We start from the raw sequence: 24,335 nt of genomic DNA, 5'->3' as shown, positions 1-24,335 counted from the left end.
GACACCGCGCGCACATGGGTTGCGGCTATGCTCTGTGCCGGTTTTGGATGCCGGAATTTACCCATGTCCTGTTCTTCCCTGATTGCGCGCGGCGCGTTGCTTGGCGCATTGGCGGCTCTCGCCGGTTGCGGTGGCAGCAAAGGCGACACCATGCTGATGCGCGAGTCGTTCAATTCCGACGACACCTATTCGCGCAACGTCAGCGCGACCTCGCCGCAGGCGTGCGAGGCGGCGCGGCGGGTGCTGTTGAGCCAGGGCTATGCGGTCACGCGCGCCGATGCCGCCGCCGTGGAGGGCAGCAAGAACTTCCAGCTCAAGGAAGCCGACCAGAGCGAGCAGCTCAATCTGCGCATTTCCTGCGCCGGGCAGGACGGTGGTACCGCGCAAGTGTTTGTCAGCGCGCTGCAGGACCGCTATGCATTGAAGAAGAGCTCCACCTCCGCCAGCGTGGGCGTGGGCGTGCTGGGCTCGCTGTCGGTGCCGGTCGGCAGCAGCGGTGATTCGCTGGTGCGTGTGTCCAGCACCACCGTGCAGGATGCGGCCTTCTACAAGCGCTTCTTCGAGCGGTTGAATTCGTACCTGCCGAAGGTGGCCGAATCCACGCCGGCCGCTGCGGCACCGGCACCAGCGCCAGCGCCAGCGCATGCTGCGACGTCTCCGGCGCCAGCGCCAGTGCCAGCAACGCAGCCAGTGCCCACCACGGCAGCGCCGGCAACCACTGCGCCGCCGCCGGCAGCAATGCCGACCACCGTTGCGCAGCCGCCTATCGCGCCGCTGCCGGTTGAAGCGCAGGACCCGCCGCCCGCACCAGCCCCGGTGCCGCAGGGCGAGCCCGCAACGCAGCCGTGACGGTGCATTTCACGCTCCGCGCTGAAGCCTGAATAGCGGGGTGTTCGCTTCACGTACTGTTCTCGACGTAGCGACCAGAGTGCAGCCATGGCTCGCCGAATGGGCGAGAACGATGGAGACGTACGATGAAAATGCACACTTCCCTGATGGGTATGTCCCTGATCGCTCTGATGGCGACGAGCACCTTCGCGCAGGCGCAAAACTACTCGCAGCACCGGTACACGACGGCAGACGAAGGCCGCAGGTTCAATGACGGTACCCGTGTGCGCTGCAAGAACGTGGAAGTGCAGAAGAATTCCCGTGACCCGAACCGCATCGCCGGCACCGCGACTGGCGCCATCGTCGGTGGTCTGCTCGGCAACCAGGTGGGCGGCGGTAACGGCAAGAAGGCCGCAACCGTGCTGGGTGCGGTGGCAGGCGGTGCGGCAGGCCGCACGATCCAGGGAAACAGCCAGCAAAATAACGGCGATCGCCGGGTCGAACGCGTCTGCGAGCGTCGTTGAGGCTGAGCGACTGAACACCACGAGCCCCGGCCCTGCCGGGGCTTTCTTTTGCCCGCGCCGCAGTGCGGATCTACGCTTGATCAATGCCGCCTCGCATGACGTTCGCCCCCCATCAATACCCCGCAGCAACCAGACTCGTTGAGCGACGCCTGCACGCACGGCGCCGTGCGCGCGTTGCCTGTGCGGCGGTCTTTTTGGGTGCGCAACTGCTGCAAAGCGTGTTGGCGGCACCCAGTGCAACGGCAGCCGCAGCCGATGCCGCTTGCGTGGAGGTGTTGTTGCGGCGGATGGGCTGGCGGATCGAGCAGGCATCCACCACGGCACCGGTGATCGAACGTGGCCTGCCGTGTACGCGTGCCACCTTGGCGCAGGCGCAGCAGGCAGGCGATTTGCACGCCGTGCTGCCGGCGCAGTGGAATGCGCAGCAACGCGGCGATGCCTTGCGGGCGCTGCTGCACGATCCCGCCACGCAGTGCGCGTACGCGTTCGAGCTGGGCGCGGCCACACAACGTGCAGTGACCAAACTGCAGGACAACCCGCGGTATCGCTTTTCGGCAGTGCAACTGGGCTGGATCGGCTTTGGCTGGCGTGGCGCTGCGGCGCAGGGGTGGAGTGGATTCAAGAGCTTCGGTCGCGGCTATCAGCCAAGCGGGAGCAACGCGCAGGCGCTGGATGCGTTCTATCGCGGCCAGGTGCGCTCCGAATGCGGGGTGGGCCGGCAGGTGGCGCAGCTGGCCACGCAGCGCGAACTCTACGGCGATGCAGGCTTCGATACAGTCTTTAGCGCGGGCGAGCTGTCGATCGGCACATTTTTGACCTTGCACGACACCGACAGCATTTTGCTGGGTGCGCACGCCGGCGAGTTTTTCGCCGATGGCAAGGCGATCAAGACTGCGCAACTGGGGCGTCAAGCCTTCGTGGGGGCGCCGGGCTTCATCGCGCATGTGTTCGACAAGGCGTATCTGGACGACATCCACAATCAGGCCGAAAACTTCGTGGTGGTGGACGTCAGCGATGCAGCCGCGCAGGCGCTGGCACGCCGCGGTGGCTTTGCGTACTACGACGCGCGCAACCGGCAGATCTGGGAGCTGGCCAAGGACCTGCGCGGGCCCGGCCGGCGGCGTTTCGAGCGGCTGTTGTACGAACGCGACGCCGCGCTGCGCGCCAGCCTGGATGCGCATCAGCGGGCCCGTCTGCAGGAACTGCTTGCGCTGCTGGACGACCCGTTCTACCAGGGGTTTCAGGTGTACGTGCACCCCAAGGGCGTCAAGCCGATCGGCTACCACGTGGCACGCCTGCTCGACCGTAACCCGCGCACGCCGTATGCCATCGACCTGACCCTGCACAACCTGCGCAGCACCCTGTACTGGCGCTGGATCGATTGGCAGCTGCAGCAGTGCGCGGCCGGTCACGCGCTGGAACAATCCATTGAGAATTCCGCCACGCCGTTCTACGCGCCGCGTGGCACCCTGCACTGATCAGATGACACGAGGAGTGACTATGGAACTGGGTATGGTGGGACTGGGCCGCATGGGCGCCAACATGGCCGAGCGGCTGGTGCGCGGCGGGCATCGCGTGCATGGGTTCGATCTGGGCGCTGCGGCACGCACCAGTGCGCAATCCAAGGGCATCCAGACAACCGATGCGCTGGTCACGCTGGTCTCCGCACTGCCGAGTCCGCGCGTGGTGTGGCTGATGGTGCCGGCCGGCAAGATCGTCGACGACACGCTGGCGCAGCTGCTGCCGTTGCTGCAGGCCGGCGACATCGTCATCGACGGCGGTAATTCGTATTACAAGGATTCGCAGCGCCGCGCCGCGCAGCTGCAATCCAGCGGCATTGCGTTTGTCGATTGCGGCACCAGCGGGGGCGTGTGGGGCTTGCAGGAAGGCTACAGCCTGATGGTGGGCGGCGACGAAGCGGCCGTGACCACGTTGCATCCGGTGCTGGCCACGTTGGCACCGGCGCCGGACAAGGGCTGGGGACGGGTGGGCCCGAGCGGTGCCGGCCACTTCACCAAGATGGTCCACAACGGCATCGAGTACGGAATGATGCAGGCCTATGCGGAAGGCTTCGCGCTGCTGCAGCACAAGACCGATTTCGCGCTGGACCTGCACCAGGTCGCCGAGATCTGGCGCGATGGCAGCGTGGTGCGTTCGTGGCTGCTGGACCTCACCGCCGATGCGCTGGCGCACAACCCGACCATGGGCGGCATTGCGCCGTATGTGGCCGATTCCGGCGAAGGCCGTTGGACGGTGGCAGAGGCCATCGACCTGGAAGTCTCCGCGCCGGTGATCACCTTGTCGCTGATGGAGCGGTTGCGGTCGCGCGACAAGGATTCGTTCACCGATAAATTGCTGGCGGCGATGCGCAATCAGTTCGGTGGGCATGCGGTGCTGACCACCACGCCAACCCCGACGCCGATCGGCAGCAAGGACGCCTGATCCGGCCAGGGCCGTGCGCGCCACGCTTGGCGTGGCATGCATGTCTGCTTCAACAACAGCGTGTGCGCGTGGCAGCAGCCGCGCGCGGTGAGCGCGGCACCGCCGCTGCCGGGCCTTGGCGCTCAGTCGCTGCTGTTGCCTTCCAGCCAGAGCACCTGGCCCAGCGCAGCACCGCGTTGCGCCAGCTCCAGCAGCTCCATCAGCCGCACCGCGTCGGCAGCACTGACCGGTGGCGGTGCGGTGCCGGCCATTGCGTCGCGGAAGGCCGCATAGCAATGGCGGTAGTCGCCGGGTACGCCATCGGGCTGATGCGTGTGCACACGGCCTTCGTCGTCCACGCGGGTGAGCGTGCCGGGCAATGGGTCCATGCCCCAGCCGGCGGTGCCGGGCCGGCGGCCGGCACGCAACTGGTCTTCCTGCGTATCGGCGCCATGCTTGAGATAGCTGCCGCGCGTGCCGTGCACGGCGAAGCGCAGGCTGCCGTCGGCCACCAGCGAGCCGGCGTGCAGGATCACCCGCAAGCGGGGATAGCGCAGCACCACGTTGAAGTAATCGTCGCTGCGCGCCTGGGTGCGCTGGCGCTGCAGGTCTGCGCTGATCGCCTGCGGCATGCCGAACAACTGCAACGCCTGGTCCAGCAGATGCGGCCCCAGGTCGTACCACAGCCCGGCGCCGGGGATATCGCTTTCGCGCCAGCGGTCGCGCACCTGCGGGCGATACCGGTCGAAGTGCGAATGGAACTCCACCACCTCGCCCAGTTGGCCGTCTTCGATCAAGCGCCGCACGGTGAGGAAGTCCGCATCCCAACGGCGGTTCTGGAACACGCTGACGATCTTGCCGGCCTCTGCGGCGGCGTCCACCACGGTGCGAGCCTGTGCGGCATCCAGGGCGAAGGGTTTATCCACCAGCACGTGCTTGCCGGCCGCCAGTGCCTGCAGCGCCATGGGCGCATGGGTCTGGTTGGGCGTGGCGATGACCACCGCATCCAGCGCCGGGTCGGCCAGTGCAGCCTCCAGGTCGGGCAGCACGCGCACCTCGCGGAAGTCCGCCTGCGGTTGCTGCGGCTTGGACGACACCACGCTGTGCAACTGCAGGCCGGGCGTGCTGGCGATCAGCGGTGCGTGGAAGGTGCGGCCAACATAGCCATAGCCGACGACGGCCAGATTGAATGGTTTAGGCATTGAAAACGATTCACCGCAACGCTGGGGAAGACCTGCATGGTATTGCACCCACCCGTGTGCGCCGGGTTCACGAACTCTGCATCCAGCGGTCACATCCGCGCGACGGCTGGGCCCGCAGACTCGCCCCACACCCAACGGAGGGTAATCGGATGAACGCCATGACGCATGCACGCAAGTTGTTGGCTCTGTCGCTGTCGCTCGGTCTGACGCTTGGCGCGTCGCAGGCATTTGCCGCACCGCAGGAACACGCAGACCACAAGGACCATGCCGCCGGCATGAACGAGTCCAAGAAGCCGGTCACCGACACCTGGATCACCACCAAGGTGAAGGCCGATCTGCTGGCCACCGACAATGTGTCCGGCACCGACGTCAAGGTCGAGACCAAGAACGGCATCGTGACCCTGACCGGCAGCGTTGCCACCAAGGCCGAGCATGACAAGGCCGTGGCCGTTGCCAAGGGCATCGAAGGCGTCAAGAGCGTCAAGTCGACCGGCCTGAAGGTCACTGCTGCAAAGATGTAAGCAGCAGGCACGCATGCCGGGCCGGCCGAGGCGAGGCGGCTGCCCGACACGAGGCGCACTCTTACGGGAGTGCGCCTTTTTTGTGTGCGGGCATTTGATGGCTGAGGGCGGGCCATGCCTGCTGACATGCAGCGCACGCATCCACATTGCGTGCCGGCCTTCGCTGCCCGACGTGATGTTGCCAACGCGCCATGGCGCCTGTGCTGGGTGAGGGCAGGGCGCTGGGACCGCCACGCACACCGGTGCCCTAAAGGCAATCTGCACGCGCAACCGTGGAGCAGCGCCACGGGTGCTGGCGCCTGATCGCTCGTCAGGGCAGGTCTGGGGCGGTTGGTAGCAGGGCGTAGAGCACCTCGAATACCGCCGGTCGGCTGGGCCAGTTCTCGCGCAGTTTTCACGTGCGCTGCACTTATGATATGCCCATTCAGCTATGTCATGGACCGGCGCAGCTGAGCCTGAAGCATTCATTCCAATGCGGGTCTGATCGGGGACAATACGCCCTGCCTAGCCCACTGCCGCGAGCGGACACAGACCCCGTAATGCAAACACCGGTCCGAGAAGACGTTTGGGATCGCTGGCGCCTGCCGTTACTGGCGGTTGCCGTGTTCCTGATCGTGGTGGTGCCGTCGCTGCTGTTGCAGCAGATGGCCGCCAACGCCAATCAGGCGGCGGTGTGGGTGTCGCATAGCCAGGACGTGCAGGAGACCGCGCAGCGGTTGGAAGCGTCGATGCGCGATACCGAGTCGGCGGCAATGATGCGCTCGCACGGCGTGGATCGCCCGGTGCTGGTTGAGCGCATGCGCCAGGGCCGCACCGAGGCCATGAAGGCCATCACGCATCTGATCGCGCTGACCAAGGACAACCCTTGCCAGCAGGTGCGCATGGGGCGTATCCAAAGCACCATCGAGCGCCGCCTGTTGCTGGCCGAGCGTATCGCGGTGACACGCGCGCCGGAGCAGATCCGTGCACTGATCGAGGAGATGACGGTCAGTAACCCGATCCGCGAATTGATCGGCGATCTGCAGACCGCCGAAGGCCGGTTGCTGAGCGTGCGCAATGCGCGCGCCGAACGCGAGCGCCTGCATTACAAGGTGCTGAGCTGGGCAACGCTGGCGGTGCAGTTGTTGTTGCTCGGCACGGTGATCTGGTTGCTGCAGCGGCAGATCCGGCGCCGCCTGGCGGCCGAACAGGAATACCTGCGCGCCAGCGGCCGTGCCGGCTCGGTGCTGCAGACCGTGCGCGAGCCGATCGTGTTGCTCGACGCACGCCAGCGCATCGTGCTGCACAACCCGGCGTTTGCCGAGCTGTATGGCCTGGAAGAGCGCGGCAATGAGTTGATGCTGCTGGACGATGTGGGTGATGGCGCCTGGCGCGATCCGCAGATCCACCAGCGCCTGGCCGACGTGTTGCTGCGCGACCGCGAGCTGTGGGATTTCGAGCATGAGCAGCGCGGTGCCGACGGTGTGCTGCGCACCATGCTGATCAACGCGCGCCGCATGCCACTGCCCGATGATGGCGAGGAAGAAGTGGTGCTGATGACGGTCAGCGACATCAGCCTGCAGAAGGTCTCGCAGCAGCGCATCCAGGAGCTCAACCGGCAGCTGGAAGGCAAGGTGGAGCAGGTCTCGGAGGTCAACCGCGAGCTGGAGGCCTTCAGTTATTCGGTCTCGCACGATCTGCGCGCGCCGCTGCGGCACGTGGCCGGCTTCTCCGACAAGCTGGCCCGTCATCTGGGCGATGCAGCCGACGAGAAATCGCGCCACTACATGGAAGTGATCAGCAGCTCGGCGCGGCGGATGGCCTCGCTGATCGACGACCTGCTGGTGTATTCACGCCTGGGCCGCAGCGCCTTGCGCCTGCAGGCCGTGGACATGCAATCGCTGGTGGCCGAGACGCGCGCGATCCTGGATGCCAACGTGCAAAGCGAAAACACCGGCCACCGTGTGGACTGGCACATCGCGCCGCTGCCGGTGCTGATTGCCGACGAAAACATGATGCGCCAGCTGTGGATGAACCTGATGGGCAATGCCGTCAAGTACAGCACCAAGCGCGAGGTGGCGAAGATCCAGATCGGCTACGAGCCCATGCCCGACGGTGGCCACTATTTCACCGTGCGCGACAACGGCGCCGGTTTCGACATGGACTACAGCGGCAAGCTGTTCGGCGTGTTCCAGCGGCTGCACAAGGTCAGCGAATATCCCGGCACCGGCATTGGCCTGGCCAGCGTGCGCCGCGTCCTCGCGCGCCATGGCGGCCGCGTCTGGGCCGAAGGCGTCGTGGACGAGGGCGCCACCTTCCATTTTGTCCTTCCCCCTGCGCTTGAAGCGCCCAACCAAGAGTCCACCGTATGACCGCCATCCGTACCATTCTTCTGGCAGAAGACAGCCCGGCCGACGCGGAGATGGCCGTCGACGCGCTGCGTGATGCCCGTCTGGCCAATCCCATCGTGCATGTGGAAGACGGTGTGGAAACCATGGATTACCTGTTGCGGCGCGGCGCCTTCGCCAACCGCGAGGAAGGCCTGCCGGCCGTGTTGCTGCTGGACATCAAGATGCCGCGCCTGGATGGGCTGGAAGTGCTCAAGCAGATTCGCAACGAAGAATCGCTCAAGCGCCTGCCGGTGGTGATCCTGTCGTCCTCGCGCGAAGAGAGCGACCTGGCGCGCAGCTGGGACCTGGGCGTGAATGCCTATGTGGTCAAGCCGGTGGACGTTGACCAGTTCTTCAACGCGGTCAAGACGCTGGGCACCTTCTGGGCGGTGATCAATCAGGCACCGGAGCTGGACTGACCGATGCCGCATGAGGGTGGCCAGCACGAACAGTTGAAGATTCTTCTGGTGGAGGATTCACCGGAAGACGCCGAGCTGTTGTCCGATCAGCTGCTGGACGCGGGCATCGATGCCGCGTTCGAGCGCGTGGACAGCGAGCCGTCGCTGCGCGCGGCGATGGAGCGGTTTCAGCCGGATATCGTGCTGTCTGACCTGAGCATGCCCGGGTTCTCCGGTCACCAGGCCTTGCGCCTGGTGCGCCAGAGCGGCGCCACGCCCTTCATCTTCGTCTCCGGCACCATGGGTGAGGAGACCGCGGTCAAGGCGCTGCAGGACGGTGCCAACGACTACATCATCAAGCACAACCCCACCCGCTTGCCGAGCGCGGTCTTGCGCGCCATCCGCGAGGCGCGTGCGGAGATCGAGCGCCAGCGCGTGGAAAGCGAATTGATGCGTGCGCAGCGCCTGGAAAGCCTGGCGATGCTGGCGGCCGGGCTGAGTCACGACCTGCGCAATATCCTGCAGCCGTTGTTGATCGTGCCCGACCTGTTGGCCGGGCGCACCGACGACCCGCAGCTGCGCCAGCTGGCCAACGTGGTGGCCGAATGCGGCCGCCGTGGCCATGAGATGGCCGAGTCGATGCTGTCGTTCGTGCGCGGCTCCAACAAGCCGCGCGAGCAGGTGTCGGTGGCCAACCTGTTCCAGGCCGTGCAGATGCTGCTCAAGAGCAGCCTGCCCGATGGCGTGCGCCTGAAGATGGACATGGTGGTCTCCGACCTCACCATCGAAGCCAACTACACCGAGCTGCAGCAGTGCCTGCTCAACCTGGGCTTGAACGCGATCCAGGCGATGCCCGGTGGCGGTACGCTCACCTTGTCGGCCGAGCAGCACGACGGCACCCGCGTGCGCATGAGCGTGGCCGATACCGGCGTGGGCATGAGCGATGACACCCGCGCGCGCTTGTTCAGCCCGTTTTTCACCACCAAGACCGATGGCACCGGGCTGGGGCTGATTTCGTGCAAGCGCATCATCGAAAGCTACGGCGGCACGATCCTGGTCGACAGCCGCCTGGGCGAGGGCACGCGCTTTGACATGATCGTGCCGATGCGCGCGGCGGTGACGCCCACCACCGAGAGCGAGCCGCCGCTGGCGCTTGGGCACGGCCAGCGCATCCTGCTGGTGGACGGCGAAGCCACGCGGCTGTCGCTGCTGGGCAATGCGCTCTCCAGCCAGGGTTACCAGCCGCAGCTGGCCACCGATGGCGCTGCGGCGTTGCAACTGGTGCAGCAGCACGCCATGCCGGATCTGGTGATCATCGACAGCGACATCATCCTGCTATCGGCGGTGAGCGTGCTGTTGAGCATGCAGGAACTGGGCTACCAGGGCCCGGCGATCGTGCTGGAAGATGTCGGCGCGCCGCTGCAGCGTGCGCATCTTCCCCACGATATCCCGGTGCACGTGCTGCGCAAACCGCTCGAGATGCGCCGCGTGTTCCGCGCCGTGGCGCACGCACTCGAAGTGGCCTGAGCCGCGTTGCGCACGGCGGCGTGCGCGCAGCGAATAGCTAGCTGGCATGCGCGCAAGACGGTTGACGCTGACGCCGCCCGCATGCGCGAATATCGCATGACCACCGTGCTCCTCAGCCTGGGCAGTAACGTCCAGCCAACCCATTACCTGCGTCTGGCCGTCGAGGCCTTGCGCGCGCGTTTTGGCCCGATCGACGTCTCGCCGGCGTATCGCACCGCGGCGGTTGGTTTCGATGGCCCTGACTTCGTCAACAACGGCGTGCAACTGCAGACCGATTGGGAGCTGCAGGCGCTGGACGACTGGTTGCATGCGCTGGAAGACCGCCATGGCCGCGATCGCAGCGGGCCGCGTTTCAGCGACCGCACGCTGGATGTGGACGTGGTGTTTTTCGGCGACCGCATCGTGGAAGGGCCGGGCCACCTGCGCGTGCCACGGCCCGAGCTCAAGCATGCGTTCGTGCTCAAGCCGTTGGCTGACATTGCGCCAGCATTCGTCGATCCGCTGAGCGGCAAGACCCTGGCGGCGTTGTGGCAGGCGCATCCGCAATACGGCAGCGCGTTCACCACGGTGGAACTGGACAACGCGGTGGCATTGCCGCAGTAACCGCGCTCAGCTGAGCCGGCGGCCGCCGTCCACGCGCAAGGTATGGCCGGTGATGAAGCTGGCATCGTCCAGCAACCAGCGCACGGCCTCGGCCACTTCTTCGGGCGTGCCGATGCGCGCCAGCGGCGTGCGCGCGAGCAGTGCCTGCTTGGCGGCGTCGGCCTTGCCGTCTTCCGGCCACAGGATCGCGCCCGGTGCGACGGCATTGACGCGGACCTGCGGCGCCAGCTCCAGCGCCAGCGAGCGGGTCAGCATTTCCAGCGCGCTCTTGGAGGCGCCATACAGCGGGTGCTGGCGCATGGGTTGTTCGGCATGCAGATCGGTGAGGTTGACGATGGCGCCGTGGTGCGCGCGCAACTGCGCCGCAGCGGCCTGTGCAATGAAGAACGGAGCGCGTGCGTTCACCGCGAACAACTCGTCCCATTGCGCCGGCGTGGCCTCGCCCAGCACGGTGGGATAAAACGCGCTGGCATTGTTGACCACCGCATCCAGGCGGCCGAATGCAGCCACACAGGCATCCACCAGCTGGGCCGGTGCCTCGGGCGTGCGCAGGTCGGCCTGCAGTGCACAGGCGCTGCCCGCGCGCTGGGCGCATAGCGCCGCCACGCGTGCAGCCAATGCATCGCCAGAGCGGTGCGCGTGCAGGGCCACGCGGTAGCCGGCGCCGTGCAGGGTGGTGGCGATCTGCGCACCGATGCGGCGGGCGGCACCGGTGATCAGGACCACCTTGGAACTGTCTGTCATGGCGTACTCGCTCGGCGTTGCGAAAGGCTCGGCTATCCTGTGCATTGTCTCCGCAACCGGTGCCCGCATGCACGCCGACCTTCCCGTTCCCGATCAGGACGCACTGGCCCACAGCGATCAACTGGCCGCGCATTTGCGCGCCGAGATCACCGCCGCCGGTGGCGCGATTCCGTTCTCGCGTTTCATGGAGCTGGCGTTGTACGCGCCGGGCCTGGGCTACTACAGCGCCGGCGCAAGCAAGTTCGGTGAGAGCGGCGACTTCGTCACCGCGCCGGAGTTGGGCCCGTTGTTTGCCGCTACCGTGTCCGGTGCGCTGGCACCGGTGCTGCAGCAACTCGGGCCGCAGGCACGTGTGCTGGAGGTCGGTGCCGGCAGCGGCGCGTTTGCCGAGGTCACGCTCAAGCGCCTGCTCGAACTGGATGCCTTGCCGGAGCGCTACGCGATCCTGGAGCCCAGCGCCGATCTACGCGAGCGCCAGCGCGAACGGTTGGGACGCAGCCTGATCCCGCCGGTGTTCGACCTGGTGGAGTGGCTGGATGGCCCGTTCCCGGACGATTGGGACGGTGTGCTGTTCGCCAACGAAGTCATCGACGCATTGCCCACGCCGCGTTTCACCCTGCGCGATGGCGAGGTGTATGAAGAAACCGTGGTGCTGGATGCACGGCAGCACTTCGCGCGTGGCGAGCAGCCGGCCGATGCGCTGCTGGGCGCGGCGGTGCGGCATCTGGAGCGTTACCTGGAACAACCGTTTGCCGATGGTTACCGCTCGGAGTTGCTGCCGCAGTTGCCGCACTGGATCCAGGCCGTGGCCGGTGGCTTGAAGCGTGGCGCGATGCTGTTTGTCGACTACGGCTACCCGCGTGGCGAGTTCTACCGTGCGCAGCGCGAAGACGGCACCTTGCGCGCGTTCTATCGCCATCGCATGCACACCGATCTGTACCGTTGGCCGGGCCTGCAGGACCTCACCGCATCGGTGGATTTCACCGCGCTGGCCGAAGCCGGCACCGGCGCCGGTTTCGAATTGGCGGGCTACTGCACGCAGGCCAACTTCCTGCTCGGCAACGGGCTGGATGCGTTGCTGACCCAGGCCGATGCGCGTACTGACGAGGTCGGCCGCATGCGCCTGCGTCAGCAGGTCAAACAGCTCACCTTGCCCAGCGAGATGGGCGAACGTTTCCAGGTGATGGGCTTTGCACGCGACGTGGATTTTGCGCCGGCGTTTCTGGCGGGCGACCTGACGTGGCGGCTATGACGCAGGCGTTGCGGCCGTTTCGGCGGCCAGCGCTGTGGGTGGGGCTGTGGGTTCTGGCGATCCTGGTGGTGATCGGCGTGTGCCTGGGACCGCCGCCGGAGTTCCCGGAGCTGCCGTCCAATAGCGACAAGGCCGAGCATTTTTTGACCTTCGCGTTGCTGTGCTGGGGCGCGGTGCAGTTGTTCGCCACACGGCGTGCGCTGGTGTTCGCGGCATTAGGCCTGGTGTTGCTCGGCATCGGGATCGAGATTGCCCAGGGCGCGCTCACCACCAATCGCAGCGCCGATCCGTACGACGCGTTGGCCGACACCTTGGGCATCCTGGCCGGCCTGTGCCTGGCGTGGACGCCGCTGCGCCTGGTGATGCTGCGCATCGACCAGCGCGTGTTCGGCAGCCGCTAACACCGCCACGAAAGCCCACGCATGCGGGCACGCTGCAGCACCGATCAGGTCGGTGCGTGCAGCGGGCGTTCGCGCAGCCATTTGGTGGCCACCCATTTCTCGCCGGCCAGCACCGGTGCGCCGGCGTGCAGGGTGCGTGTCATCGGATGTGGGCGGTCGTAGCTGAAGAACACCGCATTGCCTTTCACCGCGGCTACGTCCAGATGCACATCGGGAACGCGCGTGGCGCCGCCGCGTTCGGGCGTGTTGAGGTACATCACCAGCGAGGCGACGCGTTGCCCGCCGTGCTGCAACAGCACTGGCGTGCCGGGGGCATCCGGTTCGAAGTAATCGTAATGCGGCGCGTACTGCGCACCGGTGGCATAGCGCAGTACCTGCAGCCCTTCGCCGTGCTCCACCGGCCATTCCAGCAGCTGCGCAATGCGCGCTTCGATGCGTTGACATAACGCATCCTGGCCCGGTTGCAGGGCCATGCTGTGGCTGGTGCGCGCAGCATGCACGATCTCGCTGCCGTCGCGGTTGTCCACGGTGCGCGAGCGGGCCAGTTGCGGGCGTGCCAGTGCGATCAATGCATCGCATTCGTCATCGGCGAGCAGGCCGCCCAGCACCACCACGCGCGGCAGCATCAGGCTGACCAGTACCTGCACCTGGCGATCGCCCAGATCCAGCAGCGACGACGCGTCGGCCTGCAGCGGTGCGGGCACGCGCACCGGCACCGGCACCGGCAGGCCGTGCGCCTGCGCGTGTGCCTGCACATGCGCGCGTACCAGCGCTTCCACCGCATCGATGGCGTCCTGCTCGCTCCAGCCCGCTTCCAGCAGCGGTTGCAGCGTGTGCTCGGGCGGGTGTCCGGCGATGGCCTGGGCAATGATCCAGTCGCCCAAATCGGCGGGAATGGAGGTGTTTGTCATCCCGCTACAGTGCATGCCGACATGTGGCAGCTGTGTGTCAGCGTGTGTCGCGTAAGACAAATGCAACACACGCCCTCTATAAAAGTGACGGGGATCTTGAACGTGCTCGCCACTGCAGTGAGCGGAACGCAACCATTCTTGACGACTCCTCTTCATACCGGACCCTTTGACCTGGAGATCAGCCGCATGTCCGTTCGCAATAGCAGTAAAACCCTTCTCATGACCTTCGGCACCGCGCTGGCGTTGTCCGCCTGCGGTGGCGGTGCCGACCGTGTTGCTTCGCCGGGCGAAGGCGCATTTCCGCCCGCACCGGCACCGGCACCGACCCCGGCGCCCACGCCCGCACCAACGCCGGCTCCGACACCGACGCCGGCGCCGACCGGCCCGGCTGCAGATTGCCCCACCGGTTTTTCCAACGTCGGCACCATCGCCAACAACACGCTGCGCGCCTGCCAGTTGCCGGAAACCGTCAGCGGCAACCTGGTGGTGCCTGCGCGCGCCGGCACGGCGTATTCGATCAGCGGCCGCGTCAATGTCGGCACCGACCGTGGCGGTAACGCCACCGCGCCGGCCGCCGGCAGCGTGCAGGGCGTGCTGACCATCGAGCCGGGCGTGACCTTGTACGGCTCGTCGGGTAGCGACTACATCGTGGTCAACCGCGGCTCGCAGATCTTTGCCGAAGGCAGCGCCACCGCACCGATCGTGTTCACCGCACGCCAGGCGCTGGAAGGCCAGGTCAGTGCCAACACCATCGGTCTGTGGGGCGGCATCGTGGTGTTGGGTCGCGCAGCGATCAATAACTGCCCGGCCGCCACGGTGTCCGGTACGCCGGAATGCCAGACACAGGTGGAAGGCACCAACGCGTTCTACGGCGGCAATAACGCCACCGACAACAGCGGCACGCTGCGCTACCTGCGCGTGATGTATTCGGGCTTTGAAATCTCGCCCAACAACGAGCTGCAGGGCATCACCATGGCCGGCGTGGGCAGCGGCACGCGGATGGATTATGTGCAGATCCACAACAGCTCCGACGACGGCATCGAGTGGTTCGGTGGCACGGTCAACGGTAGCCACGTGGTCATCACCGGCGCCGACGACGATGCACTGGATACCGATGCCGGCTGGAGCGGTGCATTGCAGTTCGGCATCGTGGTGCAGCGCGCCGGCGGCGGCGACCGCATGAACGAGTGGAGCAGCCTGCGTCGGCAGCCGTATTCGCGCCCGAAGGTGGCCAACTTCACTTACGTGGGCAATGCCCGTGCCGGTGCGGCGATCATGCTCAACCAGGGCACCCAGGCGGCGTTCTACAACTCGGTGTTCACCCGTCCTGCCGGCGGCACCGGCGATGGCCTGGTGTGCTTGAACATGGCCGATGCCGATACCGCCGGCGTGTTCCAGTCGGTGTTCTTTGCCTGCCCGACCGCCTTCGGCAGCGACCCGCGTGCAGCGACCTCGTTCGCGGCCGGCACCAACAACGTGGCCAACGGTGTGTCCACCTTGCAGAACACCTTCATCAACGGCGCCAACGAGTCTGCAGTGCCGGCGTTCCAGGGCCTGACCGGGGTGAGCAGCTTCTTCCAGCAGGTCAATTACATCGGTGGCGTGCGTGATGCCAACGACACCTGGTGGCAGGGCTGGACCTGCGGCCTGACCGCCGACCGCCCCTGCTGAGGCCGGGCAGCGCGGAGCGGCATCCGGCCGCTCCGCGCTGCATCCACGCCTTCATTCTTCTGTTGCCAGGGCTCCCACGATGCGAACCTTCGCTGTTGCCCGTCTTTCGCGGACGGGCTTGTCTCTTTCCATTTCCGCTTTGCTCGCCTCCGGTGCAGCAATGGCGCAGTCCACCACCACCGATGCCGCCGGCGGCACCAGCAGCTCCAGTGCTGCCGCCATTGCGCCCAAGCAGCTCGACCAGGTCGTGGTGCGCGGTGAATACATTCCCGAACCGATGCTGCAGACCTCCGAAGTGGCGTCGTTCGTCACCCGCGAGGACATGGAGCGCACCGGCGACAGCAGTGCCGCAGTCGCGCTGACGCGTGTCACCGGCCTGAGCCTGTCGCGCGGTAAATATGTCTATGTGCGCGGCCTGGGCGAGCGCTATTCCTCGGCGCTGTTCAACGGTTCGCCATTGCCCAGCCCCGAGCCGATGCAGCGCGTGGTACCGCTGGATCTGTTTCCCAGCGACGTGCTGCAGAGCGTGACCGTGCAGAAGACCTATTCGGCCGATTATCCCGGCGAATTCGGCGGTGGCGTGATCGATCTGCAATCGATGGCGGTGCCGGAAAAACCGTTCTTTTCGCTCACCGTCGGTGGCGGCGCCAACAGTGTCAGTACTGGCGAGAAGGGCCTGACCTACTACGGCTCCGGCGATGACGAGTGGGGCTTCGACGATGGCGCGCGCAAGCAACCGGGCGCACTGCGTGATGCCATCGCCACCGGCCGGCGCGTGGACCTGGGCAGCTTCTCGCGCGAGGACATCCGCCGCATTGGCCGCAGCATGAACAACGCCAACCTGTATGTGCTGCAGGAGAAGGACAGCATCGATCCGGACGTCAATGTCGGCGCCAGCGCCGGCTACAGCATGGACATTGGCGAGGCCAAGCTGGGCATCCTGGCCGTGGCCAGTTACGACAACGAATGGCGCACGCGCACCGGCAAGCAGCAGGACGGCATCTTCACCGGCGACACGGTGGAGTTCAATTCCAACTACGACTTCGCCACCACCCGCAACAACGTGCGCAGTAACGGCATGCTGGGCCTGGGCTGGGAATACGGCCGCCACACCATCGGCTGGACCACCTTGTACGTGCACGACACCTTGAAGGTGGCGCGCAGCCGTGCCGGCCGCGATGAACTGGCCGGCTTCGATGTGCGCGACGACAACACCGAGTGGTACGCGCGCCAGCTGATCAACAACCAGCTGCGCGGCACGCATGCGTTTGGCGAGTACGACGATCTGAAGATCGAATGGCGTGCAGCGCTGGCCAACGCCAGCCGCGATGTGCCGTACGAAACCGGCATCCGTTACGAACTGCTGGACGGCTACTGGGCGCACGATGCCTCGCGCGTGCAGAACTACACGCGTTTCAGCAAGGTCGACGATAAAGTGGCCAGCGGCGGCGTGGACGTGACCTGGCGCCTGCCGATCGAGCACGACCTCACCGTCAAGGGTGGCCTTGCGTATCTGGACAACGACCGCACTGCGTGGAATCGCGAGTTCCGCTTCCTGGCGCTGGACGGCCCGTTGCCGTTCTACAACCAGTACCAGCGCGTGGACTACCTGATCTCCGACTACAACCTCAGCAACGATTTCCTGCGCCTGCGCGAGACCACCGGCAGCTTCGGTGCGGCCGCCTACGACGCCACGCTCAAGGTCAAGGCCGCCTACCTGCAGATGGAAGGCGAGATCGTGCCGACCCTGCGTGCCACGGTGGGCCTGCGCTATGAAGACGCCACCCAGGCGGTGCATCCGTACGACATCTTCAGCGGCACGCGCCAGGACAGCGTGGCACCGTTGGAGAACAGCTACGCGCTGCCCTCGGCCACGGTGACCTGGAATTTCGCCGAGAACCAGCAGCTGCGCTTCGGTGCGTCCAAGACCATCGCGCGGCCGCAGTTCCGCGAAATGGCGCCGCAGCAGTATCTGGACCCGGACATCGACCGCCAGTTCTTCGGTAACCCGTTCCTGGTCGACAGCGAACTGGTCAATCTGGATGCGCGCTACGAGTGGTTCTTCGAACCGGGCGAATATGTCACCGCCGGCCTGTTCTACAAGCAGATCGACAAGCCGATCGAAGCCATCGTCAATGACGCACCCGGCGGCGGCATCGTGCAGAGCTTCATCAATGCGCCGGAAGCCACCTTGTATGGCATCGAGCTGGAAGCCAAGAAGTATCTGGACCTGCCGATTGCCGCCAACTGGTGGGGCGACAACCGCATGTTCGTCTCGGGCAACTACACGCGCACCAAGTCCGAGGTCAGCGCCAGCGACGGCGACACGGTGCAGCCGTTCGGGTTTGCCGCACCGGTGCAGGCGACCTTGTTCGTGCGCGATGGCAGCACGCTGCAGGGGCAATCCGACGACATCGCCAACCTGCAGATCGGTGTGGAAAGCGAAAGCACCAACAGCCAGGCCACGTTGATTGCCAACTACGTGGGCGAGCGGATTTCCGCTCGCGGCCGCCCGGGCCAGCCCGACTACATCGACAAGCCGGGCACGCAGCTGGATCTGGTGATCAAGAAGGGGCTGGTGTGGTCGGGCAACAAGCTCTCGCTGAACTTTGCCGCGCGCAATCTGCTCAAGACCAAGTACCAGGAATATCAATCGCGCGGCGGCAACCGCGTGGACCTGTACGAGTACCAGCCGGGCATTACCTATGACATCAGTGTGACAGCGCGCTTCTGATCTGCGCCATGTGCCGATGAACGCAAACGCCCGCCCTGCCTCGCACGGCGGGCGTTTTGCATTGGCGTGTTGGCCGTGTGTGGCAATGCGTGTCATCACTTTCTTCGAACTGACACAATTCCGCCGCATTCTGTCATCCGACCGCAATCCTGAGACGGATGTCCGCTTTGCAGCGCGTTTCGCCCTCGTTGAATGACCTGATGTCGGCGCGCGCCGTGCGCACTGCCGCTGTCTGTGTGTTGCTCGTGCTGCTTGCCGTGCAGGGCGTGCGCCTGGTGTGGCTGCTGGTGACGCCGCTGGGCCCGCTGGGCACCGCACAAGGCGCAACCACCGCTGCACCCTTGCCTGCATTGCAGCGCGACGTGTTTTTTCGTGCGCCCGCCGACAGCGGCGACCTCGGCCTGGTGCTGCATGGCGTGCGCGTTGGCGGTGCGGACTCAGCGGCGTACCTGAGTACCGGCGATGGCCGGCAGGGCGCGTATCGCATTGGCGATGCGGTTGGCCCGGGGCTGACGCTGCAGGCGATTGCAACCGACCACGTGATGGTGCGTGCAGGCAGTGCACTGCGCCGGCTGCCGTTGATCGAACACGCTGCGGCGAGCGCGGCAATAACGGCACCATTGCCGGCGAGTGGCGCTCCCGCAGCAGCCGCGGCGGTGGCGTCCAATGTCGGCGCGCGTACGGCAGCGGCCGGCACCACGGCGGTCGATCCGCAACAGCTGCTGCGCACCACCGGCTTGCGTGCCAACGCCGATGGCGGCGGCTTCACGGTGATGCCGCGCGGCGATGATGCGCTGTTGCGTCAGGCCGGCCTGGCGCCTGGCGATGTGCTCACCCAACTCAACGGCCGCACGCTCGACGCCGAACACCTGCACGAGCTGCAGGACGAACTGCGCGATGGCCAGACCGCCACGCTGACCTACCGCCGTGACGGCCAGACCCACACCATGACCTTGAAGCGCCCGCAATGATCGTCGTCCGTCGCCCCTGGCTGTTGTCCGCCACCTTGTTGCTTGCGCTGCCGTCGTTGACGATGCTGCCGCTGCACGCCGCCGATGCACCGGCGGTGCGCATGCAGGATGTGGACCTGCGCGCCTTCATCCAGGATGTCTCGCGGGCCACCGGCATCACCTTCATCGTCGACACGCGCGTGCAGGGCTCGGTCAATGTGGCGCGTGCGCAGGCCATGTCCGAAGCCGACCTGCTGGGCATGCTGCTGGCGGTGCTGCGTGCGAATGGCTTGATTGCTGTGTCCAGCGGGCCATCGACCTACCGCATCATCCCCGACGACACCGCCGCGCAGCAGCCCGGCAGCGCGGCCAGCGGCAATCTCGGCTTCGCCACCCAGGTGTTCACGCTGCAGCGCGTGGATGCGCGCAGTGCGGCAGAGATCCTCAAGCCGCTGGTGGGGCGCGGCGGGGTGATCATGGCGATGCCGCAGGGCAATAGCCTGTTGATCGCCGACTACGCCGACAACCTGCGCCGCATCCGTGGCCTGGTGGCGCAGATCGACACCGACCGCGCCGCCATCGACACGGTGACGCTGCGCAACAGCTCGGCGCAGGAACTGGCGCGGACGCTCACCACGCTGTTTGGCCAGGCCGGCGAGCGCAGCGCGGTGTTGTCGGTGTTGCCGGTGGAGAGCAGCAATTCGTTGATCGTGCGGGGCGACCCGGCATTGGTGCAGCGCGTGGTACGCACCGCACTGGATCTGGATGGGCGGGCCGAGCGCCGTGGCGATGTCAGCGTGGTGCGCCTGCAGCACGCCAGCGCCGAACAACTGCTGCCGGTGTTGCAGCAACTGGTTGGGCAAACCCCGGGTAACGAGGCGGAGCCAGGGCAAGAGACGCGCCCCACCGCCGTGGATGTGGCCGCGAGTGCTGGCGCTGCGCAGGCGCAGGTGATTGCACCGGCCGCCGGCAAGCGCCCGGTGATCGTGCGCTACCCCGGTTCCAATGCCCTGATCATCAATGCCGACCCGGAAACCCAGCGCGCCTTGATGGACGTGATCCGCCAGCTCGACGTGCACCGCGAGCAGGTGCTGGTGGAAGCGATCGTGGTGGAGATTTCCGACACCGCCGCCAAGCGTCTGGGCGTGCAGCTGCTGCTGGCCGGGCGCAATGGCACCGTGCCGTTGCTGGCCACGCAGTACAGCGGCGCGGCGCCGGGCATCGTGCCCCTGGCCGCTGCGGCCGCCGGCACGCGCAGCAATAACGGGGAAGACGATTCGGTACTGGAGCAGGCGCGCAACGTGGCCGCGCAATCGCTGCTCGGATTGAGCGGCGGGCTGATCGGCCTGGCCGGGCAAAGCAACGATGCGGTGTTCGGCATGATCATCGATGCAGTCAAGAGCGACACCGGCTCCAACCTGTTGTCCACGCCGTCGATCATGACCCTGGACAACGAGCAGGCACGCATCCTGGTGGGCCAGGAAGTGCCGATTACCACCGGCGAAGTGCTGGGCGCGGCCAATGACAATCCGTTCCGCACCATCCAGCGCCAGGATGTGGGCGTTGAGCTGGAGGTACGCCCGCAGATCAACACCGCCGGTGGCATCACGCTGGCGATCAAGCAGGAAGTCTCGGCCATTGCCGGGCCGGTGAGCACGCAGTCCTCCGAGCTGGTGTTCAACAAGCGCCAGATCGAAACCCGCGTGGTGGTGGAGAACGGTGCCATCGTCGCGCTGGGCGGCTTGCTGGATCAGAACGACCGGCAGACCGTGGAGAAGGTTCCGCTGCTGGGCGACGTGCCCGGGTTGGGCGCGTTGTTCCGGCACAAGTCGCGTAACCGCGACAAGACCAACCTGATGGTCTTCATCCGCCCCACCATCATCCGCGACGCCGCCGATGCGCAGCGCATGACCGCGCCACGCTACAACTACCTGCGCGACCGGCAGCTGGCCGATGGCGACCCGGAAGCGGCCCTGGATGCGTTGGTGCGCGACTACCTGCGTGCACAGCCGCCACAGCTGCCGGCGTCCGCGCCCACCGCGCCTGCGCCGCAGGCGCCGGCACCCACCGCCGCGCCGCGCACGCGCTGACAGCATGTCGACCACCACTCCCACGGCCACGCTGTCGTACGCGTTTGCCAAGCGCCACGGCGTGGTGCTGCTCGGCGGCGATAACGCCGCGCAGGCGCAGGTCGGCCTGCGCGCCGGTGGCGACGTGCAGGCCTTGATCGAAGTGCGCCGCGTGCTTGGCGTGCCGTTGCAGGTGCGCACGTTGGCACCGGCGGTGTTCGACCGGCACGTGTCGGAAATCTATGCCGATGCCGGGCTGGAGCAGGGCATGCCGGTGGAAGCGCTGGACCTGCACGGCAGCCTGGATTCGCTGATCGAAGATATCCCCACCGCCGATCTGCTCGACAGCCAGGACGATGCGCCGATCATCCGCCTGATCAACGGCATCATCGCCGAGGCCGCACGCCTGGGTGCGTCCGACGTGCATCTGGAATCGTACGAGTCGCGCCTGCGCGTGCGCTTGCGCGTGGACGGGGTGATGCGCGAAGCGGCGACCTTGCCGGGGCGGATCGCGCCGTTGCTGGTCTCGCGCGTCAAGGTGATGGCGCGCCTGGATATCGCAGAGAAACGCATCCCTCAAGATGGCCGGGTGTCATTGGCCATGGGCGCCAAGGCGCTGGATGTGCGCGTTTCCACTCTGCCCACCCGTGGCAGCGAACGCGTGGTGCTGCGTATCCTGGACAAGGAGCAGGGCACCTTGTCGCTGACCCAGTTGGGCATGCCCGCCGGTGTGATGGGCGCAGTGCAACGCGCGCTGCAGGTGCCCAACGGCATCGTGCTGGTGACCGGGCCCACCGGCTCGGGCAAGACCACCACGCTGTATGCCGGGCTGAGCCTGCTCAACGACGGTTCGCGCAACATCCTCACTATTGAAGACCCGGTGGAATACGCCATCGACGGCGTTGGCCAGACCCAGGTCAATGCGCGCGTGGGCATGACCTTTGCCGCCGGCCTGCGTGCAATCCTGCGCCAGGACCCGGACGTGGTGATGATCGGCGAGATCCGCGATACCGAAACTGCGCAGATCGCCGTGCAGGCCAGCCTCACCGGCCACCTGGTGCTGTCCACCGTGCACACCAACGATGCGGTGGGCGCGGTCACGCGCCTGCGCGACATGGGCATCGAACCATTCCTGCTGGCCTCCAGCCTGCGCCTGATCCTGGCGCAGCGGCTAGTGCGCCGGCTGTGCACGCACTGCCGCACGCCACGGCCGCTGGATGCGGCAACCACGCAGATGCTGGGCACATCTACCGATGCGGTGATCTACAGCGCCGCCGGCTGTGCGGCCTGTCACCACAGTGGCTATGCTGGGCGCTTGGGGATCTACGAAGCCATCACCGTCGACGACACCGTGCGCCGGCTGATCGGCGACAACGCCGACGAAGACGCATTGGCCGCCGCGGCCTTCGTACGTGCGCCGCGCCTGGGCGACGCCGCGCGCGCGGCCGTGCTGCAAGGCGTGACCACGCTGGAAGAAGCCTTGCGCGTCACCCGTCAGCAGGACGAGGCGCATGGCGAAGTTTGACTACACCGTGCTGGATCTGCACGGCCGCAATCGCCACGGCGTGATCAGCGCCGACAGCGTGCGCAGTGCGCGCAGCTTGCTGGAGCAGCGCCAATGGGTGCCATTGCGGGTGGAGCCGGCAGCGGCTACCACGCCGATGCGCGCGGCGCGCTTCAGCGGCAAGGACCTGGTGTTGTTCACCCGCCAGCTCGCCACCCTGGTGGACACCGCACCGCTGGAAGAAGCGCTGCGTACCATCGGCACCCAGTCCGAGCGCCGCGGCGTGCGCGCGGTGACCGGCCAGACGCATGCATTGGTGGTCGAAGGCTTCCGCCTGTCCGATGCGATGGCGCGCCAGGGCACTGCCTTCCCGCCGCTGTACCGCGCGATGGTGGCGGCCGGCGAAAGCGCCGGGGCCTTGCCGCAGGTGCTCGAGCGCCTGGCCGACCTGCTCGAGCGCCAGGCGCAGGTGCGCAGCAAGCTGCAATCCGCACTGGTGTACCCGGCAGCGTTGGCAATGACCGCCGGAGTGGTGGTCATCGTGCTGATGACCTTTGTGGTGCCCAAGGTGGTGGACCAGTTCGATTCGATGGGCCGCGCACTGCCGTGGCTCACCCGCGCGGTCATCGCGCTCTCGCAGTTTCTGCTGCATGCCGGCATTCCACTGCTGGTGGCTGGCGTGATCGCTGCGGTGGTGGCCGTGCAGGTGCGCAAGCGCCCGCCGGTGCGGCTGGCGATCGACCGGGCAATCCTGCGCGCGCCGCTGCTGGGGCGCTTGCTGCGCGACCTGCATGCCGCACGCATGGCGCGCACCCTGGCGATCATGGTCAACAGCGGCCTGCCGTTGATGGAAGGGCTGATGATCGCCGCGCGCACCGTGGACAACCATGCGCTGCGCCTGGCCACCGACAGCATGGTCACCGCCATCCGCGAAGGCGGCAGCCTGGGCGCGGCGATGAAGCGCGCGGGCGTGTTTCCACCCACCTTGTTGTACATGGCCTCCAGCGGCGAAAACAGCGGGCGCCTGGCGCCGATGCTGGAACGTGCCGCCGACTATCTGGAGCGCGAATTCGAGTCGTTCACCACTGCGGCGATGAGCCTGCTGGAGCCGCTGATCATCGTGCTGCTGGGCGGCGTAGTGGCAGTGATCGTGTTGTCCATCCTGTTGCCCATTTTGCAATTCAACACCTTGGCACTCGGCTGATGGCAGCCGCGTATTCGGAGAGTCTCATGTCGCGTATGTCGTTTCGCCGCGTTTCCCCGTGCACCGCCTCGCGCCGTGCGGCGCGCGGGTTCACCCTGGTCGAGTTGATGGTGGTCATCGTCATCATCGGCTTGCTGGCCACGGTGGTGATGATCAACGTGATGCCCAGCCAGGACCGCGCCATGGTGGAAAAGGCGCGCGCCGATGTCGCCGTGCTGGAGCAGGCGCTGGAAACCTATCGCCTGGACAACCTCACCTATCCCAGCACCGAGCAGGGCCTGCAGGCCTTGTTGAGCGCGCCCGGCGGCCTGAGCCGGCCGGAACGCTACCGCCAGGGCGGCTACATCCGCCGGCTGCCGGAAGACCCGTGGGGTCACGCCTACCAGTACCGCCGTCCCGGGCGCAGCGGCGGCTTCGATGTGTATTCGTTCGGCGCCGATGGTGCCGAAGGCGGCGATGCCGACAACGCCGATATCGGCAACTGGCGCTGAGTCGCAGGGAT

The 24,335-nt window shown here is 66.6% G+C and carries 21 protein-coding genes; 18 read left to right on the top strand and 3 right to left on the bottom strand.

Translation table 11 applies throughout. The features are described 5' to 3' along the window. Positions 1–63 precede the first annotated feature (63 nt). The 4 genes from XCC_RS17825 to gnd all read left to right on the top strand — a co-directional run bounded on the left by XCC_RS17825 (position 64) and on the right by gnd (position 3,794). Entirely contained in the window at positions 64–849 is a 786-nt protein-coding gene (locus XCC_RS17825; RefSeq protein WP_019237260.1) for a DUF2242 domain-containing protein, read from the top strand. 125 nt (positions 850–974) lie between these two features. Further along, complete coding sequence (locus XCC_RS17820) at positions 975–1,352, top strand: glycine zipper 2TM domain-containing protein (protein WP_011038539.1); 378 nt, start codon at positions 975–977, stop codon at positions 1,350–1,352. Positions 1,353–1,435: 83 nt separating this feature from the next. After that, a complete protein-coding gene (locus XCC_RS17815) occupies positions 1,436–2,830 on the top strand; it encodes a hypothetical protein (RefSeq protein WP_011038538.1) in 1,395 nt (464 codons plus the stop codon). Positions 2,831–2,852: 22 nt separating this feature from the next. Then, positions 2,853–3,794, top strand: coding sequence for a phosphogluconate dehydrogenase (NAD(+)-dependent, decarboxylating) (gene gnd / locus XCC_RS17810; RefSeq protein WP_011038537.1), 942 nt, complete (start codon positions 2,853–2,855; stop codon positions 3,792–3,794). 122 nt (positions 3,795–3,916) lie between these two features. Here the strand turns inward: gnd and XCC_RS17805 are convergent, their stop codons facing one another. After that, positions 3,917–4,975 (bottom strand): oxidoreductase, encoded by a 1,059-nt coding sequence (locus tag XCC_RS17805; protein ID WP_011038536.1) that lies wholly within the window; start codon positions 4,973–4,975, stop codon positions 3,917–3,919. A gap of 149 nt (positions 4,976–5,124) precedes the next feature. Between XCC_RS17805 and XCC_RS17800 the strand changes: the two genes are divergently transcribed. The 5 genes from XCC_RS17800 (at position 5,125) to folK (ending at position 10,393) form a co-directional block, all read left to right on the top strand. Next, positions 5,125–5,496, top strand: coding sequence for a BON domain-containing protein (locus tag XCC_RS17800; RefSeq protein ID WP_043877709.1), 372 nt, complete (start codon positions 5,125–5,127; stop codon positions 5,494–5,496). 539 nt (positions 5,497–6,035) lie between these two features. Then, entirely contained in the window at positions 6,036–7,847 is a 1,812-nt protein-coding gene (locus XCC_RS17795; protein ID WP_011038534.1) for a CHASE3 domain-containing protein, read from the top strand. Further along, complete coding sequence (locus XCC_RS17790) at positions 7,844–8,284, top strand: response regulator (protein WP_011038533.1); 441 nt, start codon at positions 7,844–7,846, stop codon at positions 8,282–8,284. Before XCC_RS17795 ends, XCC_RS17790 begins: the two co-directional genes overlap by 4 nt. Positions 8,285–8,287: 3 nt before the next feature. Beyond that, positions 8,288–9,790 (top strand): hybrid sensor histidine kinase/response regulator, encoded by a 1,503-nt coding sequence (locus XCC_RS17785; RefSeq protein ID WP_011038532.1) that lies wholly within the window; start codon positions 8,288–8,290, stop codon positions 9,788–9,790. 96 nt (positions 9,791–9,886) lie between these two features. Next, positions 9,887–10,393 (top strand): 2-amino-4-hydroxy-6-hydroxymethyldihydropteridine diphosphokinase, encoded by a 507-nt coding sequence (gene folK / locus XCC_RS17780; RefSeq protein ID WP_011038531.1) that lies wholly within the window; start codon positions 9,887–9,889, stop codon positions 10,391–10,393. Between the two features lie 6 nt (positions 10,394–10,399). Here folK and XCC_RS17775 read toward each other — a convergent pair whose 3' ends face one another. Further along, positions 10,400–11,137, bottom strand: a complete 738-nt coding sequence (locus XCC_RS17775; RefSeq protein ID WP_011038530.1) for a pteridine reductase — start codon at positions 11,135–11,137, stop codon at positions 10,400–10,402. On the opposite strand from XCC_RS17775, the gene XCC_RS17770 reads away from it, so the two are divergent. After that, on the top strand, positions 11,136–12,389 hold the full coding sequence (locus XCC_RS17770; protein ID WP_170873857.1) for a class I SAM-dependent methyltransferase: 1,254 nt from the start codon (positions 11,136–11,138) through the stop codon (positions 12,387–12,389). The two genes, XCC_RS17775 and XCC_RS17770, sit on opposite strands and share 2 nt — an antisense overlap. After that, on the top strand, positions 12,386–12,790 hold the full coding sequence (locus XCC_RS17765) for a VanZ family protein (protein WP_016944396.1): 405 nt from the start codon (positions 12,386–12,388) through the stop codon (positions 12,788–12,790). The genes XCC_RS17770 and XCC_RS17765 overlap by 4 nt, the downstream gene beginning before the upstream one ends. Positions 12,791–12,834: 44 nt before the next feature. On the opposite strand, the gene XCC_RS17760 is transcribed toward XCC_RS17765, so the two are convergent. After that, positions 12,835–13,701, bottom strand: coding sequence for a 2OG-Fe(II) oxygenase (locus tag XCC_RS17760; protein ID WP_011038527.1), 867 nt, complete (start codon positions 13,699–13,701; stop codon positions 12,835–12,837). A gap of 186 nt (positions 13,702–13,887) precedes the next feature. Here XCC_RS17760 and XCC_RS17755 point away from each other — a divergent pair, with 186 nt between their 5' ends. From XCC_RS17755 to gspG, 7 genes are all read left to right on the top strand, one after another. Continuing rightward, complete coding sequence (locus tag XCC_RS17755) at positions 13,888–15,372, top strand: hypothetical protein (protein ID WP_012437382.1); 1,485 nt, start codon at positions 13,888–13,890, stop codon at positions 15,370–15,372. A gap of 79 nt (positions 15,373–15,451) precedes the next feature. Next, a complete protein-coding gene (locus tag XCC_RS17750) occupies positions 15,452–18,106 on the top strand; it encodes a TonB-dependent receptor domain-containing protein (RefSeq protein WP_011038525.1) in 2,655 nt (884 codons plus the stop codon). 158 nt (positions 18,107–18,264) lie between these two features. Next, entirely contained in the window at positions 18,265–19,077 is an 813-nt protein-coding gene (locus tag XCC_RS17745) for a type II secretion system protein N (RefSeq protein ID WP_016944398.1), read from the top strand. After that, on the top strand, positions 19,074–21,146 hold the full coding sequence (gene gspD / locus XCC_RS17740) for a type II secretion system secretin GspD (RefSeq protein ID WP_011038523.1): 2,073 nt from the start codon (positions 19,074–19,076) through the stop codon (positions 21,144–21,146). The genes XCC_RS17745 and gspD overlap by 4 nt, the downstream gene beginning before the upstream one ends. Before the next feature lie 4 nt (positions 21,147–21,150). Then, positions 21,151–22,650, top strand: coding sequence for a type II secretion system ATPase GspE (gene gspE / locus XCC_RS17735; RefSeq protein WP_011038522.1), 1,500 nt, complete (start codon positions 21,151–21,153; stop codon positions 22,648–22,650). Further along, entirely contained in the window at positions 22,637–23,833 is a 1,197-nt protein-coding gene (gspF, locus tag XCC_RS17730; RefSeq protein WP_011038521.1) for a type II secretion system inner membrane protein GspF, read from the top strand. The genes gspE and gspF overlap by 14 nt, the downstream gene beginning before the upstream one ends. 26 nt (positions 23,834–23,859) lie before the next feature. Next, on the top strand, positions 23,860–24,324 hold the full coding sequence (gene gspG, locus XCC_RS17725) for a type II secretion system major pseudopilin GspG (protein WP_011038520.1): 465 nt from the start codon (positions 23,860–23,862) through the stop codon (positions 24,322–24,324). The last annotated feature ends 11 nt before the right edge of the window (positions 24,325–24,335 follow it).

Source organism: Xanthomonas campestris pv. campestris str. ATCC 33913 (genome assembly GCF_000007145.1).
Classification (GTDB): Bacteria; Pseudomonadota; Gammaproteobacteria; order Xanthomonadales; family Xanthomonadaceae; genus Xanthomonas; species Xanthomonas campestris.
Note: the sequence above shows the minus strand (reverse complement) of the source record. Positions and strands in the feature narration are given on the sequence as shown.

Coding starts and splice junctions, on each gene's coding strand:
- XCC_RS17820 (WP_011038539.1), top strand. CDS start 975: ATGAAAATGCACACTTCCCTGATGGGTATGTCCCTGATCGCTCTGATG.
- gspE (WP_011038522.1), top strand. CDS start 21,151: ATGTCGACCACCACTCCCACGGCCACGCTGTCGTACGCGTTTGCCAAG.
- XCC_RS17770 (WP_170873857.1), top strand. CDS start 11,136: ATGGCGTACTCGCTCGGCGTTGCGAAAGGCTCGGCTATCCTGTGCATT.
- XCC_RS17805 (WP_011038536.1), bottom strand. CDS start 4,975: ATGCCTAAACCATTCAATCTGGCCGTCGTCGGCTATGGCTATGTTGGC.
- XCC_RS17755 (WP_012437382.1), top strand. CDS start 13,888: ATGTCCGTTCGCAATAGCAGTAAAACCCTTCTCATGACCTTCGGCACC.
- XCC_RS17785 (WP_011038532.1), top strand. CDS start 8,288: ATGCCGCATGAGGGTGGCCAGCACGAACAGTTGAAGATTCTTCTGGTG.
- gspF (WP_011038521.1), top strand. CDS start 22,637: ATGGCGAAGTTTGACTACACCGTGCTGGATCTGCACGGCCGCAATCGC.
- gspD (WP_011038523.1), top strand. CDS start 19,074: ATGATCGTCGTCCGTCGCCCCTGGCTGTTGTCCGCCACCTTGTTGCTT.
- XCC_RS17825 (WP_019237260.1), top strand. CDS start 64: ATGTCCTGTTCTTCCCTGATTGCGCGCGGCGCGTTGCTTGGCGCATTG.
- XCC_RS17750 (WP_011038525.1), top strand. CDS start 15,452: ATGCGAACCTTCGCTGTTGCCCGTCTTTCGCGGACGGGCTTGTCTCTT.
- XCC_RS17745 (WP_016944398.1), top strand. CDS start 18,265: ATGTCCGCTTTGCAGCGCGTTTCGCCCTCGTTGAATGACCTGATGTCG.
- XCC_RS17800 (WP_043877709.1), top strand. CDS start 5,125: ATGAACGCCATGACGCATGCACGCAAGTTGTTGGCTCTGTCGCTGTCG.
- gnd (WP_011038537.1), top strand. CDS start 2,853: ATGGAACTGGGTATGGTGGGACTGGGCCGCATGGGCGCCAACATGGCC.
- XCC_RS17795 (WP_011038534.1), top strand. CDS start 6,036: ATGCAAACACCGGTCCGAGAAGACGTTTGGGATCGCTGGCGCCTGCCG.
- XCC_RS17760 (WP_011038527.1), bottom strand. CDS start 13,701: ATGACAAACACCTCCATTCCCGCCGATTTGGGCGACTGGATCATTGCC.
- XCC_RS17765 (WP_016944396.1), top strand. CDS start 12,386: ATGACGCAGGCGTTGCGGCCGTTTCGGCGGCCAGCGCTGTGGGTGGGG.
- XCC_RS17790 (WP_011038533.1), top strand. CDS start 7,844: ATGACCGCCATCCGTACCATTCTTCTGGCAGAAGACAGCCCGGCCGAC.
- gspG (WP_011038520.1), top strand. CDS start 23,860: ATGTCGCGTATGTCGTTTCGCCGCGTTTCCCCGTGCACCGCCTCGCGC.
- XCC_RS17815 (WP_011038538.1), top strand. CDS start 1,436: ATGCCGCCTCGCATGACGTTCGCCCCCCATCAATACCCCGCAGCAACC.
- folK (WP_011038531.1), top strand. CDS start 9,887: ATGACCACCGTGCTCCTCAGCCTGGGCAGTAACGTCCAGCCAACCCAT.
- XCC_RS17775 (WP_011038530.1), bottom strand. CDS start 11,137: ATGACAGACAGTTCCAAGGTGGTCCTGATCACCGGTGCCGCCCGCCGC.